Annotated in this window: 18 protein-coding genes; 15 read left to right on the forward strand and 3 right to left on the reverse strand. The window is 34.7% G+C overall.

Annotated elements, in window-relative coordinates:
* The first annotated feature begins 12 nt into the window (after window positions 1–12).
* Entirely contained in the window at window positions 13–1296 is a 1284-nt protein-coding gene (gene aceA / locus LC087_RS01100; RefSeq protein WP_226539306.1) for an isocitrate lyase, read from the forward strand.
* A gap of 175 nt (window positions 1297–1471) precedes the next feature.
* Window positions 1472–1885 carry an IS200/IS605 family transposase gene (tnpA, locus tag LC087_RS01105; protein ID WP_226539305.1) on the forward strand — a complete coding sequence of 138 codons (414 nt, stop codon included), beginning with the start codon at window positions 1472–1474 and terminating at the stop codon, window positions 1883–1885.
* Between the two features lie 247 nt (window positions 1886–2132).
* On the opposite strand, the gene LC087_RS01110 is transcribed toward tnpA, so the two are convergent.
* Window positions 2133–2366: an IDEAL domain-containing protein gene (locus tag LC087_RS01110; RefSeq protein WP_226539304.1), complete on the reverse strand. Its 234-nt coding sequence runs from the start codon at window positions 2364–2366 to the stop codon at window positions 2133–2135.
* 238 nt (window positions 2367–2604) lie between these two features.
* On the opposite strand from LC087_RS01110, the gene LC087_RS01115 reads away from it, so the two are divergent.
* Together LC087_RS01115 and LC087_RS01120 are read left to right on the forward strand one after the other, a co-directional pair.
* Window positions 2605–3174 carry a competence protein ComK gene (locus tag LC087_RS01115; protein ID WP_226539303.1) on the forward strand — a complete coding sequence of 190 codons (570 nt, stop codon included), beginning with the start codon at window positions 2605–2607 and terminating at the stop codon, window positions 3172–3174.
* Between the two features lie 52 nt (window positions 3175–3226).
* Window positions 3227–3682 carry an SAM-dependent methyltransferase gene (locus LC087_RS01120; protein WP_226539302.1) on the forward strand — a complete coding sequence of 152 codons (456 nt, stop codon included), beginning with the start codon at window positions 3227–3229 and terminating at the stop codon, window positions 3680–3682.
* A 14-nt stretch (window positions 3683–3696) separates the two neighbouring features.
* Here LC087_RS01120 and LC087_RS01125 read toward each other — a convergent pair whose 3' ends face one another.
* Entirely contained in the window at window positions 3697–4080 is a 384-nt protein-coding gene (locus LC087_RS01125) for a hypothetical protein (protein WP_226539301.1), read from the reverse strand.
* Between the two features lie 188 nt (window positions 4081–4268).
* Between LC087_RS01125 and LC087_RS01130 the strand changes: the two genes are divergently transcribed.
* The 10 genes from LC087_RS01130 to LC087_RS01175 all read left to right on the forward strand — a co-directional run bounded on the left by LC087_RS01130 (window position 4269) and on the right by LC087_RS01175 (window position 11845).
* Window positions 4269–5435, forward strand: coding sequence for an AimR family lysis-lysogeny pheromone receptor (locus LC087_RS01130; RefSeq protein WP_226539300.1), 1167 nt, complete (start codon window positions 4269–4271; stop codon window positions 5433–5435).
* Window positions 5432–5566 carry a hypothetical protein gene (locus tag LC087_RS01135; protein ID WP_264189835.1) on the forward strand — a complete coding sequence of 45 codons (135 nt, stop codon included), beginning with the start codon at window positions 5432–5434 and terminating at the stop codon, window positions 5564–5566. The genes LC087_RS01130 and LC087_RS01135 overlap by 4 nt, the downstream gene beginning before the upstream one ends.
* 990 nt (window positions 5567–6556) lie before the next feature.
* Complete coding sequence (locus tag LC087_RS01140; RefSeq protein WP_306019826.1) at window positions 6557–6757, forward strand: DUF5082 family protein; 201 nt, start codon at window positions 6557–6559, stop codon at window positions 6755–6757.
* On the forward strand, window positions 6747–6986 hold the full coding sequence (locus LC087_RS01145; protein WP_306019827.1) for a hypothetical protein: 240 nt from the start codon (window positions 6747–6749) through the stop codon (window positions 6984–6986). The genes LC087_RS01140 and LC087_RS01145 overlap by 11 nt, the downstream gene beginning before the upstream one ends.
* A complete protein-coding gene (locus LC087_RS01150) occupies window positions 6986–7249 on the forward strand; it encodes a YwqI/YxiC family protein (RefSeq protein ID WP_226539298.1) in 264 nt (87 codons plus the stop codon). Before LC087_RS01145 ends, LC087_RS01150 begins: the two co-directional genes overlap by 1 nt.
* Window positions 7250–7281: 32 nt before the next feature.
* Window positions 7282–9264, forward strand: a complete 1983-nt coding sequence (locus LC087_RS01155; protein ID WP_226539297.1) for a T7SS effector LXG polymorphic toxin — start codon at window positions 7282–7284, stop codon at window positions 9262–9264.
* A 21-nt stretch (window positions 9265–9285) separates the two neighbouring features.
* Window positions 9286–9756 (forward strand): SMI1/KNR4 family protein, encoded by a 471-nt coding sequence (locus LC087_RS01160; protein WP_226539296.1) that lies wholly within the window; start codon window positions 9286–9288, stop codon window positions 9754–9756.
* Window positions 9757–10175: 419 nt separating this feature from the next.
* Window positions 10176–10898, forward strand: coding sequence for a DNA/RNA non-specific endonuclease (locus LC087_RS01165; protein ID WP_226539295.1), 723 nt, complete (start codon window positions 10176–10178; stop codon window positions 10896–10898).
* Window positions 10899–10917: 19 nt separating this feature from the next.
* A complete protein-coding gene (locus LC087_RS01170; protein ID WP_226539294.1) occupies window positions 10918–11373 on the forward strand; it encodes an antitoxin YezG family protein in 456 nt (151 codons plus the stop codon).
* A gap of 328 nt (window positions 11374–11701) precedes the next feature.
* The gene (locus tag LC087_RS01175) at window positions 11702–11845 is read left to right on the forward strand and encodes a hypothetical protein (RefSeq protein ID WP_226539293.1); all 144 of its coding nucleotides are present in this window, start codon (window positions 11702–11704) and stop codon (window positions 11843–11845) included.
* Between the two features lie 98 nt (window positions 11846–11943).
* Here the strand turns inward: LC087_RS01175 and LC087_RS01180 are convergent, their stop codons facing one another.
* Entirely contained in the window at window positions 11944–12276 is a 333-nt protein-coding gene (locus LC087_RS01180; protein ID WP_226539292.1) for a hypothetical protein, read from the reverse strand.
* Between the two features lie 136 nt (window positions 12277–12412).
* On the opposite strand from LC087_RS01180, the gene cas3 reads away from it, so the two are divergent.
* On the forward strand, window positions 12413–14782 hold the full coding sequence (gene cas3, locus LC087_RS01185) for a CRISPR-associated helicase Cas3' (RefSeq protein WP_226539291.1): 2370 nt from the start codon (window positions 12413–12415) through the stop codon (window positions 14780–14782).
* The last annotated feature ends 25 nt before the right edge of the window (window positions 14783–14807 follow it).

The raw sequence follows: 14807 nt of genomic DNA on the forward strand, positions 1-14807 counted from the left end.
GGGGAAATACGAATGTCAAACAAAGAAAGAATTCAAAAGTTAGAAGAAAGCTGGAAAAATGATGAGCGTTGGAGTGGAATTACACGTCCATATTCTGCAGAAGACGTGATTAAGTTACGAGGCTCAATCGATATCGAGCATACTTTAGCAAAACGTGGTTCAGAGAAGCTTTGGGCTAATCTTCATAAAGAAGATTTTATTAACGCTTTAGGTGCGCTTACAGGAAATCAAGCTGTTCAACAAGCAAAAGCAGGTTTAAAAGCAGTTTATTTAAGCGGATGGCAAGTGGCTGCTGATGCAAACCTTTCTGGGAATATGTATCCAGACCAAAGTTTATACCCAGCTAACAGTGTTCCGCATGTAGTGAAGCGTATTAATCAAGCGTTGCAACGTGCCGATCAAATTCAACATATGGAAGGTGGAGACGAAGTCGATTACTTCCTTCCAATCGTAGCTGATGCAGAAGCAGGTTTTGGAGGTCAATTAAACGTATTTGAACTAATGAAAGGCATGATCGAATCCGGAGCTTCTGGTGTTCACTTCGAAGATCAGCTTTCTTCTGAGAAAAAATGTGGACATTTAGGTGGGAAGGTTTTACTTCCAACTCAAACCGCAATTCGTAATTTGATCTCTGCACGTCTAGCTGCGGATGTAATGGGTACTCCTACCGTATTAGTAGCTCGTACGGATGCAGATGCCGCTGATTTAATTACAAGTGATTTTGATGATCGTGATAAAGAATTCATTACAGGAGAACGTACACCTGAAGGATTCTATCGTACAAAAGCAGGTATTGACCAAGCAATCGCTCGTGGATTAGCTTATGCTCCATATGCGGATTTAATTTGGTGTGAAACGTCTGAACCAAACTTAGAACAAGCACAAAAGTTTGCTGATGCAATCCATGCGAAATTCCCTGGTAAATTACTAGCTTATAACTGCTCTCCATCATTTAACTGGAAGAAGAAATTAGATGAAGAGACAATTGGCAAGTTCCAAAGAGAAATTGCGAAGATGGGGTATAAGTTCCAATTCGTAACATTAGCTGGATTCCATGCTCTAAATTACAGCATGTTTGAATTAGCAAGAAAATATAAAACAGAAGGAATGGCTGCATATTCTGAGCTGCAACAAGCTGAGTTTTCAAGAGAGCAATTTGGATATACAGCAACTCGCCATCAACGTGAAGTAGGAACAGGCTATTTTGATCAAGTTTCACAAGTGGTTACTGGAGGAACTTCTTCAACGACAGCCCTATCTGGATCAACTGAAGAAGAGCAATTTTCTAAAGTTTAATTAGAAAGATCGACACATCGAAAGTGAGAGCTATTAGAAAAAGGGTGTGTAGCAACATTGCACGCCTTTTTTTCTATTTTCCAGTGAGGTCTCGACTAACTCCACCGTATTTAGACGGTATAAGCTTTTAGCCTTCCTTATTCGTGTACATACTTAATGTGGTGAGGTGAAAAGGATGAACGTGTATAAAAATAATCAGCAGGTCGTTTTTAATATCCAGTACCATGTGATATGGGTTACGAAAAACCATCATAAATTCTTACAAGATTCAATTGCAGTCAGAACACGAGAACTAATTAGACTAGGTTGTGAAGCAAGAGGGATAGCCGTATTACAAGGAAGTCTAGGAAAAGACCATGTTCACTTATTAATCTCATGTACATCTAACATGGTACCAAGTAAAATTGTGCAATACCTGAAGGAACAATTATCAAGCTTACTTCAAGAACAATTTCCTCAATTGAAAAAACAATACTGGGGTCAGCAATTATGGGAAAAAGGTTACTTTTGTGCATCAGTAGGAGATATCGATGAAGAAACAATAAGGAATTATATAGTTAACCAGTTTAATGAAGGAAAGGATGAATGATGTACTTTCGTCGTCCACATTTATTTCTAAATGTAGTAGGTGCGGACCTCATATACCCTAGCCGCAGCCTTTAGGACGAACTTCTATAAACCCTTACAATGTTTAAACAATCTATGTACCTTCAGAGAATAATTTGTAACCTTATGGAGGGGACCGTAGCCCCCACGATTAAACACAAAGAACCGAAAAGTGACAGTTTAAGTGGATCGAGTTATAGAGGGGGCAATTTACAATTGGCAATAGGGGGTTAAAAATTATATGCGGTAAGTTCTTTATACTGCTTTGATAACACCAGAAACTCTTGATGATCCCTTGAATCAAGGGCACAGTCAATTTTCTTCTCAAGCGCTAACTTATGATGCTTATATAGAGCTTCATCCCAGAGCATTTCAATATACATATCTAACACTTTGTCAATTGCACCATTTTCCTTTGACTGATAGGTTTTCATGAGTTCTGTATACGATTTTTTCTCTTTCATGAACATCACCTCTAACCTTTTTTTTAGTATATGGAGTTTAACAAAGAAAATCAACTTAATTTTTTAAATTTTTAGAAAATAATTTAAATGTCTACTCTTGACATAGGATTCAAACTGAAAACGATGCTTTAAGTGGAAAAAAATAAATAATAATCCAAAAAAGTATAGATTTTATTAGTGAGATATGGTATTTTTTGATTAGGTCTTTATACCTAATAAATAATGAGGTGATGAAAATATGGTAAATAACTTTACATGGCTTGATCAATATCAAGCGAACCGGTATTCGATGGCAATTCTTCCATTCAACTGTGATAAAGGATTGTTTACACGTATCATCGAATTTGAAAAAGATATTTATGTTAAAAAGAGTCCCAAACAAGTAGTTGATGATAGTTGTAAATATTTTGGCTCTAGTTATGAAGGAAGACGAATTGGGACAAAAGAACTAATGAGAATTACTCATAAACCTCCTATAATGGTTGATGCGGGAACAAACATCTTCCTCTTTCCTACGACATCTTCTCACCGCTCTCAATGTGCATGGCTCTCCCATCATTATATCCTCTGTTATGAAACAGGTGATTACAATCAAACCCTGATTACGTTTAAAAATAAACAGCAGCTTTTATTAGAAATGTCGTTATCCTCCTTTGAAAATCAACTATTTAGAACGGCTCAATTAAAAAGTATTATAGCATCTAGGATAGAAGAGGAGCAGCAACGAATGAATATGATTCTGTTCCCAAAAGATAAAAATGCAGCGATTATATATGAAGAATTATTAAAAGAATGGAAAAGGAAATAGCACTTAAAAGGTGAATAATACGAGTGGAACTTTTAGCGGGAGGGGACATGAAATGTTAAACATAGTACCAATTGGGTTTGTCGAAAATGAGAGAACCAAACTGGAGGATGATCATTGGGAAAGGGTTGATTCAAAAATTTTTCTGACAAGTAGTTTTGGGGAAGATTCATTAAAGGGGATTGAGGACTTTTCCCATCTTGAAATTCTTTTTTATTTTCATTTAGTTGATGAGAGTAGCATTGTGACAGGAGCCAGGCACCCGAGAAATAATAAACATCTTCCTTTGGTCGGTATTTTTTCTCAACGTGGGAAGAGCAGGCCGAACCGTATAGGAAGTACAATTGTCGAACTTATCAAGCAAGAAGGATCAACACTATACGTTAAAGGCTTAGATGCTATTGATGGTACACCAGTGTTAGATATCAAACCTGTTATGGAGGAATTTCTTCCTAAAGGAGTCATTACCCAACCAGAATGGTCGAAAGAAGTCATGAAAAGCTATTGGTGAGGTAAATAAGCTCTTTATCTTTTGAGTAAAGAGCTGTCTTCTTCATCATATGATTTCCAAAGTGAAAGTCCTAATGCTCCTCCAAGTGGAGAGCCTAAATTATAAAGCGTCATATCTCTGTTTAATAACCAGTTGAATAACCAAATAAAAAAACTAAAGACTGCAAAGTATTTTGAAAATTGATAAAGCCATTTGAAAAAATACCCTTTTTTGATAATTTTTCTAAAAGATATAATGATTGTGACGATACAATAGATTAGAAACAATAAAACATAGCTGATAAGAAAAGGGAAAACGGCAGGGTGATCAATCTCTGTATAAATAATGAACGCAGTGATTATCGCACCTATCCCTAACCCACTCCAAAGAAGGATTTTAAACCATTTTCGAATGTTCATATGTATGACTCTTTTCAATAAAATTTGATAAGAATATTTTACTCTATTTTTCTTGAAAATGGATTTTTTAGAAATTTTAAAAAATGATCAAAGAAATAGTAATTTTCTGAAACATATATGTTATAATATAAAAAATCCTTTATTTGGTTCTTGCTGATAGGGCTATTCTTAGAATGGGGAGTGAAGGAATGAAACTTGAAGAAATTAAAGATTGTATTTTAAAAGATTCTCAACTCAAAGTGCGAAGCTATCAAGATATCGCAGATGAAATAGGGGTCACAAAAAACACAGTGGCAAATACCATCAAGTTCATCGACACAGGTCAGCCACAAACTTCATTAGATGCCATCCTAGGCTATCATAAACTTTACGCAAAAAAAGACGATCCAGAATGGACCACCATTGAAAACTACGCTCTAAAAGACGGGCTAAAATCTAGCCACCTAAAAGACATTTTAGATTATTGCTATGAAAACGACTATTTTGATACAATGAAGAAGGTAGTAGCAATCGGTATGGAAAAACCTCATGAAATGTCCAAGGTGACGAGGTTATATGAGTTGTTGATGCAAATTAGAACTAGAGAAATTACCTTTATGGAAGCATACGCTGAATCTAAGGCAATTAATTGGGGACATCCTCATGTAGAAATCTTAAAGGAATATATTGAGATTATTTACTTGTACAATAGTTACGAATATAATAAAACAGAGGATCGATGTAATAGTCTATTAGGAAAATTAAAAGAAATAGATAAAACTGAATTGCCAAGTCCAAGGTTTATTGATCGTGTAAAAGTTTATAATTTAAATGCCCTGTTAAAAGTAAAAAAATATGCCCTTGTTAGGGAAATGGGTGAAAATTTATTAACAAATGCAATTGGAGATCGTTTTAGGGCTTTGGCTCATACCTATATAGCAAAGTCATACTTTTATGAGAGCTGTGATCTGAGCGAACTTCATTTTAACAAGGCGTCAGAGATATATGAAAAATTAGGTTTGAGGTCGGATTTTATAGTAATCCAAAGAAATATTGAATTACTTAAATTACTTTATAATAAACTAGAAGAGGAAGATGTGACCTCTGGATTTGAACCACATTTAGTGAATCTTAAAAGTTTGAATTTTAGATTTGAGGAAGCAGAGCACTTATTAGATAGTATTGATATATCTAATTATGAAACTTACGATCTATTAATTGCAAGAGGATTGATAGAGTATGGATTATATGGTAAAGATGGGTACTTATGTTTAGCGGTTAAGGAATTTGAAAAATACGGAGATCTTCACATGGCTACGTTGCCTGTGAAATTAAAAGAAAAAATAGAGTCCTCAAGAAAGGAGATTTTAACTTGAAAAAATTTATCTTAAGTATTTTAGCTACCACTGTATTTTTTACTTTTTCAAGTGTTTCAAACGGACAAATAATTACTGAAGAAAAGACGTCACCTATCAGTTTGTATAGCAGTTATGAACCAGAAGCATAATCCTTATGTAAAAAAGCACCATTTTTCTTGATCTTTATGGTGCTTTTTTATTTTGAAAACTTTGAAAGTGGTTAACGAAAATACTAGCCCTACCTAAATATTACTTATATGCTGCGTGCCTTTATTGAGAAACTTTACCACAATTAAATGAAAATCCGATGAAAATCCGGGACTTATACTGATTGCTTAAGGAATAGTAACCTCATAACATCAATGTCTATGCTAGATAACAAGTCTTTCAAACATAACAATCCTTATCGAATTTAAGATCTAGTTTTGGTCAGATGAAAGTTCTTGTAGGTGTTATTTTCTGGAATCCTCCTTCGGTTGTGAGACAAACTCCTCAAAAAACCTATGTAGATTTAGATTAGTATAATAGTATTGTTTCCTTCCTTCTTCTTGTTTTCTGGTATCAAATAGATATTCTTTTTTAACTTCTTAATTTTCTATTTGTCCATTTGCACAATTTCTTCACCTGTTTGATTTATACAATTTTAAATATTAGTTCTCCAAATAAGTATCTTTTCATATTTATAAATTATTTCCTTTTCTCCCCTTGTTTTATCAAACTCCAGTAACTAAAGCTTCGTAAGTTTTCCAATCTATAAGGTGTTCAACTATTACCTTTGGCTATAGGACATGCGATAAACCTGCCTCTAGGATAGAGTTAATTCTATGTTGTTACACAACGGCTTACTTAGCTGATTATTCTTATTAATTCTGTCGCTAGACAAGCGCATATGCTTGTCTAATTTTAGACCGCACTTAAGCTCACCCTTTTATATTAGTTCCATTCACCCAATGATATTCAGTATGAAAATACTATTCTCCTCATTATCACACATGCTTAATCAACCTTTTATCATGACTTCTACAAAAATAATAGGTCATTTCTGCCTATGTAGATTTAGAGGTTGCTATTTTATACTAATGAATATGGGAAAATATGTGTATCACCTACTATTCACCCTTTAAAAGGAGGAAAGGCTCATGGGATATTCAGATTTGCTCCACTCTTTTTCGAACCAAATTAATGGACAGTCAAAGAGTATTGAGGAAGATATTTCAAGATTGGAGAAGGCGAAGAAGAAACTTCAAGAGGAACAAAGTTTAGCTTTCAATGAAATCAAACAAATTGAGCGTCCTGAGCTTGCCTCTCAATGGACGGGCGACCATTCTAATGACCTTTGACGATGAAAGAACAGCCGCTTATGAAGAAATGAAACGAATTGTCAATCACAAAATTGATGATTATGGCTGGAAAATCGATTCAAAAATTAATCAATTAACCCTTCAAAAGGGTGCACTTGGCTTTGCGAGTACGCTGACCGATCAAATTGGCGACTTATTAGAGGTAGGTGAAGACGCCTTTGATGCTATTGAAGATAAATTTGCTCAAATTCGAAAGGTGTTATTTTAATGACAAACATTAAATTAGACTATGGAACGGTCATCAAACAGTTAGAGGAGATCGAGGGGATGGTTCAGAGGCTAGAAGGTTCTCTTTCTTGTTATTCCGTTGGAGTCAATCAACTTCCATTTATCGAACAATGGGATGAACGAGAAGACTCCATAAACCAACTTGTCCGTCAGTATAAAGAAGAAGTTTTAAAAAGTATCGACGACACAAAAGCCAATGTTCAATTAATCAAAGATCAAGACGAAGCTATTCTTAAAAATTAGTGTTTTTGTTCAAAAAAGAAAGGGAATGAATAATGGAAAACCTAATCTATGAACGAGATTCTCTTGTTTCTGCTTCACAGGCAAGGATGCATGAATATGAAAATTTAAAAGAACAGTTTGAAGAAGTAAAAAAGGCCATGTTAAGTCTAGTAGAAATGGATGCGTTTCAAGGAAGAGGAGCAAACGCCATTAAAGGATTTTACCAAGCACAAAGCGAAGTGATTAACGCTTGGCTTGGTTTAATTGATAGGCAAATCGCCTTTTTAAAGGGAATTGATGGCGATACAGAAGAGGCAGGTTTAGGCGGTGAAACGACCATCTATGTTCCTTTTCTTGAAGATGAATTATCCAAATCAATCAAACAATCAAAACAGATGGTTCACCAGCAACAAGATGATATCAGCGCTATCCTATCAAGTGTTTCCGATTTGGTGGACATTGATGTGTATTCGACTGACCGATTTGAAGAAGCCATGGAAAACGCCGACAAAGAGCGAAAAGAGACCATTGAGGCTGTTGAACAACTCAATCAAAACTTGTTGAATGAATATCAACAATCAGAAATAAACCAAGGCTTCGTCGTCCAGCTCTATAGCGCACTCATTGATGCTACGACAAAAGGGGGCAACGTCTCCCCCATCCACTTTAACCTAAAGGCATTTAAGGAAAGCGATGTGTATCAATTAAGAGACGACGTACAAAAAGCGACAGACGAATACGTAACGTTAAAAGATCAACAAGCGGAATACAGACAACTACAAGCAGCGGTCGAAGCAGAGAAAAATAAACCTTTGTATTTAAAAATGGTAGATGGATTTAAGAACTTTACAGGTGAACTGACGGGCTATTATGATTATAAGAGAGCAACAGAAGGCGTCGATCCCATCACAGGGCGAGAGTTATCAACGGCAGAACGAGTAAAGGCAGGCGGAATGGCTCTAGCTGGTTTTATTCCGATCGCAGGTTGGGGAGGTCGTCTCGGTAAAGGTGGATTAGGTGCTTTAAAAACGTTTAAAGGCGTCAGTGCCGCCACACATGCCTTAGATGCGTATAAAGGAGCCAAGTCGTTTGATGTCCTTTATAAAACCGAAATGGGCATTTACGGGCTAGTGACCGCCAATGGCTTCGGAGAATATTTAACGGGTCAAGATATGTTCGGCAACCCTTTAACAGATGCCCAAAGACAAGATAGTTTACATGGTGCCTTACTAGGCTTAACCATTGGTACAGCCGCTCATTCATTGAATAGGCAGGCTTCAGGTCAAACATTATTCCCTTACAGCAAGGCCTATGTAGGACAAAAAGTTACCCAATCCCAACAAGCCTTATCGAAGTTAAGATCAAATATTGGTCAGTTGAGAGTTCCGGTTGGCGTTGAAGCCCAGCAATTTGCCACAAGTACAGGTAGAGTCACGAACCTTAATCTAAGCACGAAGACGTTGAGTGACGTGAAGCAGCAGGTTATGATGAAGGCTGAGGGAGTTGGGGGTAAGTATAAGGGTAAAGTAAGTAATAGAGTTAGTGAAACTAATTTAAGAAATATTGATCATTTTATAAATGGCAATAAGAAATTTGATGAAGTTATTGAAGACTATGCAATAGTATATAAAGAGCATATTGCTTTAAACAAACCTTGGTCTTGGGATGATACTATTCCTGGTGGGGATAGTTTGTCTCCTGTCCAAAAAAGAAAGGTAAAAGAATTGGCTATAGAAAAAGGACATATTCCTGATATAAAGGTTACAAAAACAGTTGGTATGAGGTATGGATTTGCTGATTTTGAAAGTGCAGGTATTGTAGAAGAAACTGTTCATCTACCAGAGAGATTTTGGAAATTATCAGATAAAGAACAATTTAAATGGTTAGACGAACAAATAGGTGGTACTAGAAGAGGAAGGACCTGGCATCATACGGAGATTCCTGGTAAAATGGAGCTAGTCCCCTTTGGTATTCATAATATTACACCTCATAATGGTGGAAGGACAAAAGGTATGTGGGCCGACGCTCCAAGATAATAATATTGAGGAGGTACAGAAATGGAATTTAAGGATGGATCAATAATCTATCCCTTGCCGGACGATACTTTGCTTTCTGAAAAGGAAGGCAAGTGGAGAATAAAATTACCAGAAGCATATAAAGAATTTATAAAAAAATATAATGGTGGTACTCCTATAAAAGATAGTTTTAAGTGTAATAACCATATTTATGCGATTGATAGATTTTTATGTATTTTAAAAGTAACTGGGGAAAGAGATGATGAGTATTACGATATAGGAGTAGTTAGAACACAATTAGACGAAAGAATTGTTTTTGATGAAAATTTAGTAGGTACTGAACTGCTACCAATAGCTGTTTTGTTTGCTGGTGATTTTGTGTGTTTAGATTATAGAACAAATAAAGAGCAACCAAGAGTTGTCGTCTGGAATCATGAGGAATCAGGAGATTTAGATCCAGTTACATATGATGTATCTAATTCATTTAGTGATTTTATATCTATGGTTGAATAATAACTCAAAAATATTTGATTAGGACAATTTTTAAGTGACCTATTTTATTAATGAGATATTTTTGAAAATATCTAGACGATGTTGAAAATAAGATGCCTAATTATAAGAAAATGATAGAATACCCCCTCGGTAAATGTAATCACCTGAAGGATGTTCTATCATTTTCTGCATTTTTTGTTTGATATGTTTGCGTTTACTCCAAATCGTATCCCGATGATACCCCATCTGAGCTCCGACTTCTTCGTAAGTCATTCCCTTGTAATTATAAAGAGCGAGAAGAGTTCTTTCGAATATATTTAATTGATTAAAGGGGTAGGATGTTGTTTTTCCTAAAATCTAGTTAAGACCAATTTCTTCTTCGTTAAGGAAGTTTAAATGGTACCCTATTAGGCTTAACCATTGGTACAGCCGCTCATTCATTGAATAGGCAGGCTTCAGGTCAAACATTATTCCCATACAGCAAGGCCTATGTAGGACAAAAAGTCACTCAATCCCAACAAGCGTTATCGAAGTTAAGATCAAATATTGGTCAGTTGAGAGTTCCGGTTGGCGTTGAAGCCCAGCAACTCGCCACAAGTGCAGGTAGAGTCACGAACTTTAACCTTAATACGAAGACGCTGAGTAATGTGAAGCAGCAGGTTATGATGAAGGCTGAGGGTGGTACAGTTAAAAGGTATGTGGAGAACGGAAAACAGTTTTCTAATGTTAGAAAAAATAAGTTAAAACCAGATATTAGGTATAAAACTGGAGAGTATGATTACTTTTATGAAACTGATAGTCTAGGCAGAATCACAAAGTTTGAAACAGAGAATTTACAACTAACTGAGAGAAAAGACAGATTGTCACACAGCAGAAATACTCCAGGTAAAGTTAAAGGTCAAGATCATGCAGGACATTTGGCAGCTGATAGATTTGGAGGTTCACCTAAAATTGACAATTTAGTCTCACAATTATCTGATGTTAATTTAAAACAATATAAGAAAATTGAACAAGAATGGGCTGTTGCTTTGAAAGAAATACCCCCAAAAGAAGTAACAATTAATTTAGAAGTAATATACTCCGGGAATAATGTGAGGCCGGAAAAATTCTTAGTAAAATACACAATTGATGGTGAGTCGTTCTCTGAAGTCCTTTTAAACTAATCTAAGGAGTCAAAACTAGATGAATACTTTTGAAGATAGATTTAGTAAATTGCAAGCTGATATGATATCCATATGTATGGAGTATATTGAAGAGAGGGCGGATAAAATATATGTATACGCTTCATGTGAGGAAAGCATTATTTCGAGTAAATTTTTTTATTTAATTAATAATAAGTATGTGAAGCCTCATAAAGTGAATGATGTATTGGCGAATGAGGATGAAAGATATAATGTATCTTCGGAACGCCAGTTTATGGTATTAGATATCTTAAATGAAGATATTGAAAAAATTAAAGAATTATGTTTGGATTATGAAAAAGACATGCCTACTGAAATGAAGTTAATATATGATGTTAAGAGTGGCAAATACAAAGCTGAATACAAGTATGATTTAGTTTATACTAATCATGAAACTAAAACGGCTCGTCAGATTGCTGATGAATGGTTTGAAGAGGTAAAAAAAAATAACCTTTAATGAAACCTAAAAAACTAATAAATAAAATTCTAAGATACAAACAGAATAGCTTACTCTTCTTATTGTGTAATTGTCCGGTATTAATTTATCTAAACAATCACTGTGAATGACGAAGAGCCAAAATATTCTTAAACATGAAAAGAGAAAAGACAGATAAACAAATTGACACTTGATTGTCTTTTTAGACGTCAAGTGTTTTTACTTTTATAGTTTACTTGTCAATTGTTTGCTTGAATTTCAAATATAAATGTAAGATATTTAATACACAAATCATTCAAGGTCCATATTCAAGGTCCATTATAAAACCGAAATGTGAATTTACGGGTTGGTGACCACCAATAACTTCGGTGAATATTTAACCAGTCAAGATATGTTCGGCAACCCTTTAACAGATGCCCAAAGACAAGATAGTTTACATGGTGACCTATTAGGCTTAACCATTGGTAAGGTCGCTCATTCAGTAAATAGGTAGGACTCAGGTCAAACACTATTCCCAGACAGCAATGCCTATGTTGGACAAAAAGTCACCTAATTCCAGCAAGCGTTATCCAAATTAAGATCAAATTTTAGTCAGGTGAAGGTTCTTTCTGGTTTTATTGCCAAGAAAATTACTTCAATTGCAAGATAAAAATCCTCCAAGATCATATTCAAATTCAAATCAGTAAAATAGTTATTTCCCTTTACTTCTGTTGTAGAAAAATGAATGGATTCCTCCTTTCCTTCAAATAGCATTACCCAGTAAAGGTAGCCTTCTTGTTTTTCTTGATTGTCTTCTGGTATAAATTGAACGGTTTTTATTTTTGTTACCTTTAACACATCTCCGTCATACAATTCTTCAAATGTTGTTGGTTTTAATCCGCATGCTGAAAGTAAAAGAAATATAACGACTAGTACTTTTTTCATTTACAAACACCTTCTAATTTACATTGTCTACATTATTTTATTACAAATATATTTCATTTATAGTATTTTAGTCTATTTAAGTGTATAATATTAGAAAAATATTGTGATATATTACTTGATACCAGAAGGTGGTTATATGTCATTTACTGCTCACATAAGAAATGATGATCAGTGTATTCAAACTATTGAAGACCATCTCCAAGCAGTAAAAGAACTAGCGGGATTATTTGGTTCTAAAATAGGTTTTAGCAGTACAGCTGCTCTTACTGGGTTACTCCATGACATGGGGAAACTCTGTAATGAATTCAATGATTATATTTATTTAGCGGTTCATGATCCAGAGAATGCTCCTCCTAGAGGTAGTGTTGACCATGCTACAGCGGGTGCAAAGTTTATTTATGAAACTGTACAAAAAGATAAAGGAAATCAATTGCTAGCTGAAATTGTGAGTAATGTTGTCATGTCCCATCACTCAAGTTTACACGATTTTCTTTCACCAAAATTAGAGTCACCCGTGTTAAAGAGGTTGGCCAAGGATGACTTGCCGCAATATCCACGTGTCTGCAATGAATTCGAGCGATTACAATTTCATATCCAAACAGAAGAATTAGTAAAACACTCCTTAGAAGAACTTCGCCCTTTCCTTCAAGATTCTGCACCAGAGAAAATACTTATTTCATTAACGTTGCTTACAAAGTATCTATTTAGCTGCCTAATTGATGCGGATCGAATAAATACAAGAAATTTTGAATTAAAGGAACCTCACTACAAGAAACCAGATCATTCATTACTTTTTAAACATTACCATTCTACTCTACTAAACTATTTACAAGGAAAAGGTACTTCCAAAAGCAAAATTAATCATTTACGTGCTAAGATGTCTATGCAATGTGAGGAGGCAGCTTATATGCCTTCAGGAATCTACACATTATCCATTCCCACAGGGGGAGGAAAAACTCTATCAAGTCTTCGTTATGCATTAAAACATGCGATTGAACACAATAAAGATCGCATTATTTATATTATTCCTTATACAACGATAATTGAACAGAACGCTGAAGAAGTAAGAAATATCCTTAATGATGATGAACATATTTTAGAACACCATTCAAACGTTATAGAGGACATTAACGAAGAAAAAATTAATTATATGCAAGAAAAGGCACCTAAACTCGCAAAAGATAATTGGGATTCACCAATTATTTTCACTACTATGGTCAGATTTTTGGATACATTTTTTTCAGGTGGAACGAGAGACATTAGAAGACTACATAACCTTGCAAATTCCATTATTATCTTTGATGAAGTGCAATCTGTACCGATAGAATGTGTTTCTTTGTTCAATGAATCACTTAATTTCTTAAAAAAACATTGTCATACAGCTATTCTTTTATGTACAGCTACTCAACCAGCACTTGATTTTGTTGAAAGAAAACTAGATTGTATTGATGGTGAATTAATAAAAAATATTAAAGACGTGACCTTAGCCTTTAAAAGGGTGGATTTAATAGATAAAACAACGAAAAAAGGCTGGGATACAGAAGGTTTAGCAGATTTTATTGAAGAGAAAATGGAACATGAAGAGAGTATTTTATGTATTTTAAATACAAAAAAAGTCGTTAGGTTGTTGTTTGATTCATTATCAGAAAGAAATTTAGACGCTGATATTTACCATTTAAGTACAACCATGTGTGCAGCTCATAGAAAAGAGATTTTAGAGAAAGTAAAAAGAAAGTTAGATGCTAAGGAAAGGGTGATTTGTTTAAGCACGCAATTAATAGAGGCGGGAGTTGATATTAGTTTCGGTTCTGTTATTCGTTCTTTATCTGGATTAGATTCGATTGCTCAAGCAGCTGGAAGGTGTAATCGCCATAAGGAAAAAGAAGTAGGGAACGTCTATATTATTAATCATAGAGAGGAAAATCTGGATAACTTGAAAACAATCAAAGTAGGTAAAAAAATCACCTACAAAATGTTATTTGATAGGAAAGGGGATTTAAGTGATGTACTATCGTCCCAAACAATTGAACATTATTTTCAGCTTTTTTACAATGAATTAGAAGATGAGTTAGATTATTATATTCCTTCTTTAAAAAATAACATGATGTCCATGTTAGATAGAAACAAACAATATTATCAAGAATATTTTCATAAAACAGGAAAATCTCTCCCTCTTATACAAAAGAGTGCAATTGGAACAGCGGCGAACCACTTTCAAGTGATTCAATCAGCAGCACACACCGTAATTGTTCCTTACGGAGAGGGGAATGAAATTATCGCTGACTTAAATGAAAATCTATCAATTGAAAAGTTGTCAACAACATTGAAAAAAGCGCAACAATATTCGATTGGGGTTTATGAACATGAACTGAACAAATTGTCGATTAGCCATGGTATTGAATATTTACATGATGGAAGATTTATTGAGTTAAAAGAGAAATTTTATGATGAAAGATATGGTTTGAATGTTGAAGGTGATGCAGAAATGAGATTTTTAGATTTATAGTTATTAATTTACAGGAGGTGAGAGT

Source organism: Bacillus carboniphilus, from assembly GCF_020524035.2.
Classification (GTDB): Bacteria; Bacillota; Bacilli; order Bacillales; family JAIVKR01; genus Bacillus_CC.

Excerpts from the sequence above, each read along its gene's own strand:
- aceA (WP_226539306.1), top strand. The coding sequence starts at position 13 with ATGTCAAACAAAGAAAGAATTCAAAAGTTAGAAGAAAGCTGGAAAAAT.
- tnpA (WP_226539305.1), top strand. The coding sequence starts at position 1,472 with ATGAACGTGTATAAAAATAATCAGCAGGTCGTTTTTAATATCCAGTAC.
- LC087_RS01110 (WP_226539304.1), bottom strand. The coding sequence starts at position 2,366 with ATGAAAGAGAAAAAATCGTATACAGAACTCATGAAAACCTATCAGTCA.
- LC087_RS01115 (WP_226539303.1), top strand. The coding sequence starts at position 2,605 with ATGGTAAATAACTTTACATGGCTTGATCAATATCAAGCGAACCGGTAT.
- LC087_RS01120 (WP_226539302.1), top strand. The coding sequence starts at position 3,227 with ATGTTAAACATAGTACCAATTGGGTTTGTCGAAAATGAGAGAACCAAA.
- LC087_RS01125 (WP_226539301.1), bottom strand. The coding sequence starts at position 4,080 with ATGAACATTCGAAAATGGTTTAAAATCCTTCTTTGGAGTGGGTTAGGG.
- LC087_RS01130 (WP_226539300.1), top strand. The coding sequence starts at position 4,269 with ATGAAACTTGAAGAAATTAAAGATTGTATTTTAAAAGATTCTCAACTC.
- LC087_RS01140 (WP_306019826.1), top strand. The coding sequence starts at position 6,557 with ATGGGATATTCAGATTTGCTCCACTCTTTTTCGAACCAAATTAATGGA.
- LC087_RS01145 (WP_306019827.1), top strand. The coding sequence starts at position 6,747 with ATGACCTTTGACGATGAAAGAACAGCCGCTTATGAAGAAATGAAACGA.
- LC087_RS01150 (WP_226539298.1), top strand. The coding sequence starts at position 6,986 with ATGACAAACATTAAATTAGACTATGGAACGGTCATCAAACAGTTAGAG.
- LC087_RS01155 (WP_226539297.1), top strand. The coding sequence starts at position 7,282 with ATGGAAAACCTAATCTATGAACGAGATTCTCTTGTTTCTGCTTCACAG.
- LC087_RS01160 (WP_226539296.1), top strand. The coding sequence starts at position 9,286 with ATGGAATTTAAGGATGGATCAATAATCTATCCCTTGCCGGACGATACT.
- LC087_RS01170 (WP_226539294.1), top strand. The coding sequence starts at position 10,918 with ATGAATACTTTTGAAGATAGATTTAGTAAATTGCAAGCTGATATGATA.
- LC087_RS01180 (WP_226539292.1), bottom strand. The coding sequence starts at position 12,276 with ATGAAAAAAGTACTAGTCGTTATATTTCTTTTACTTTCAGCATGCGGA.
- cas3 (WP_226539291.1), top strand. The coding sequence starts at position 12,413 with ATGTCATTTACTGCTCACATAAGAAATGATGATCAGTGTATTCAAACT.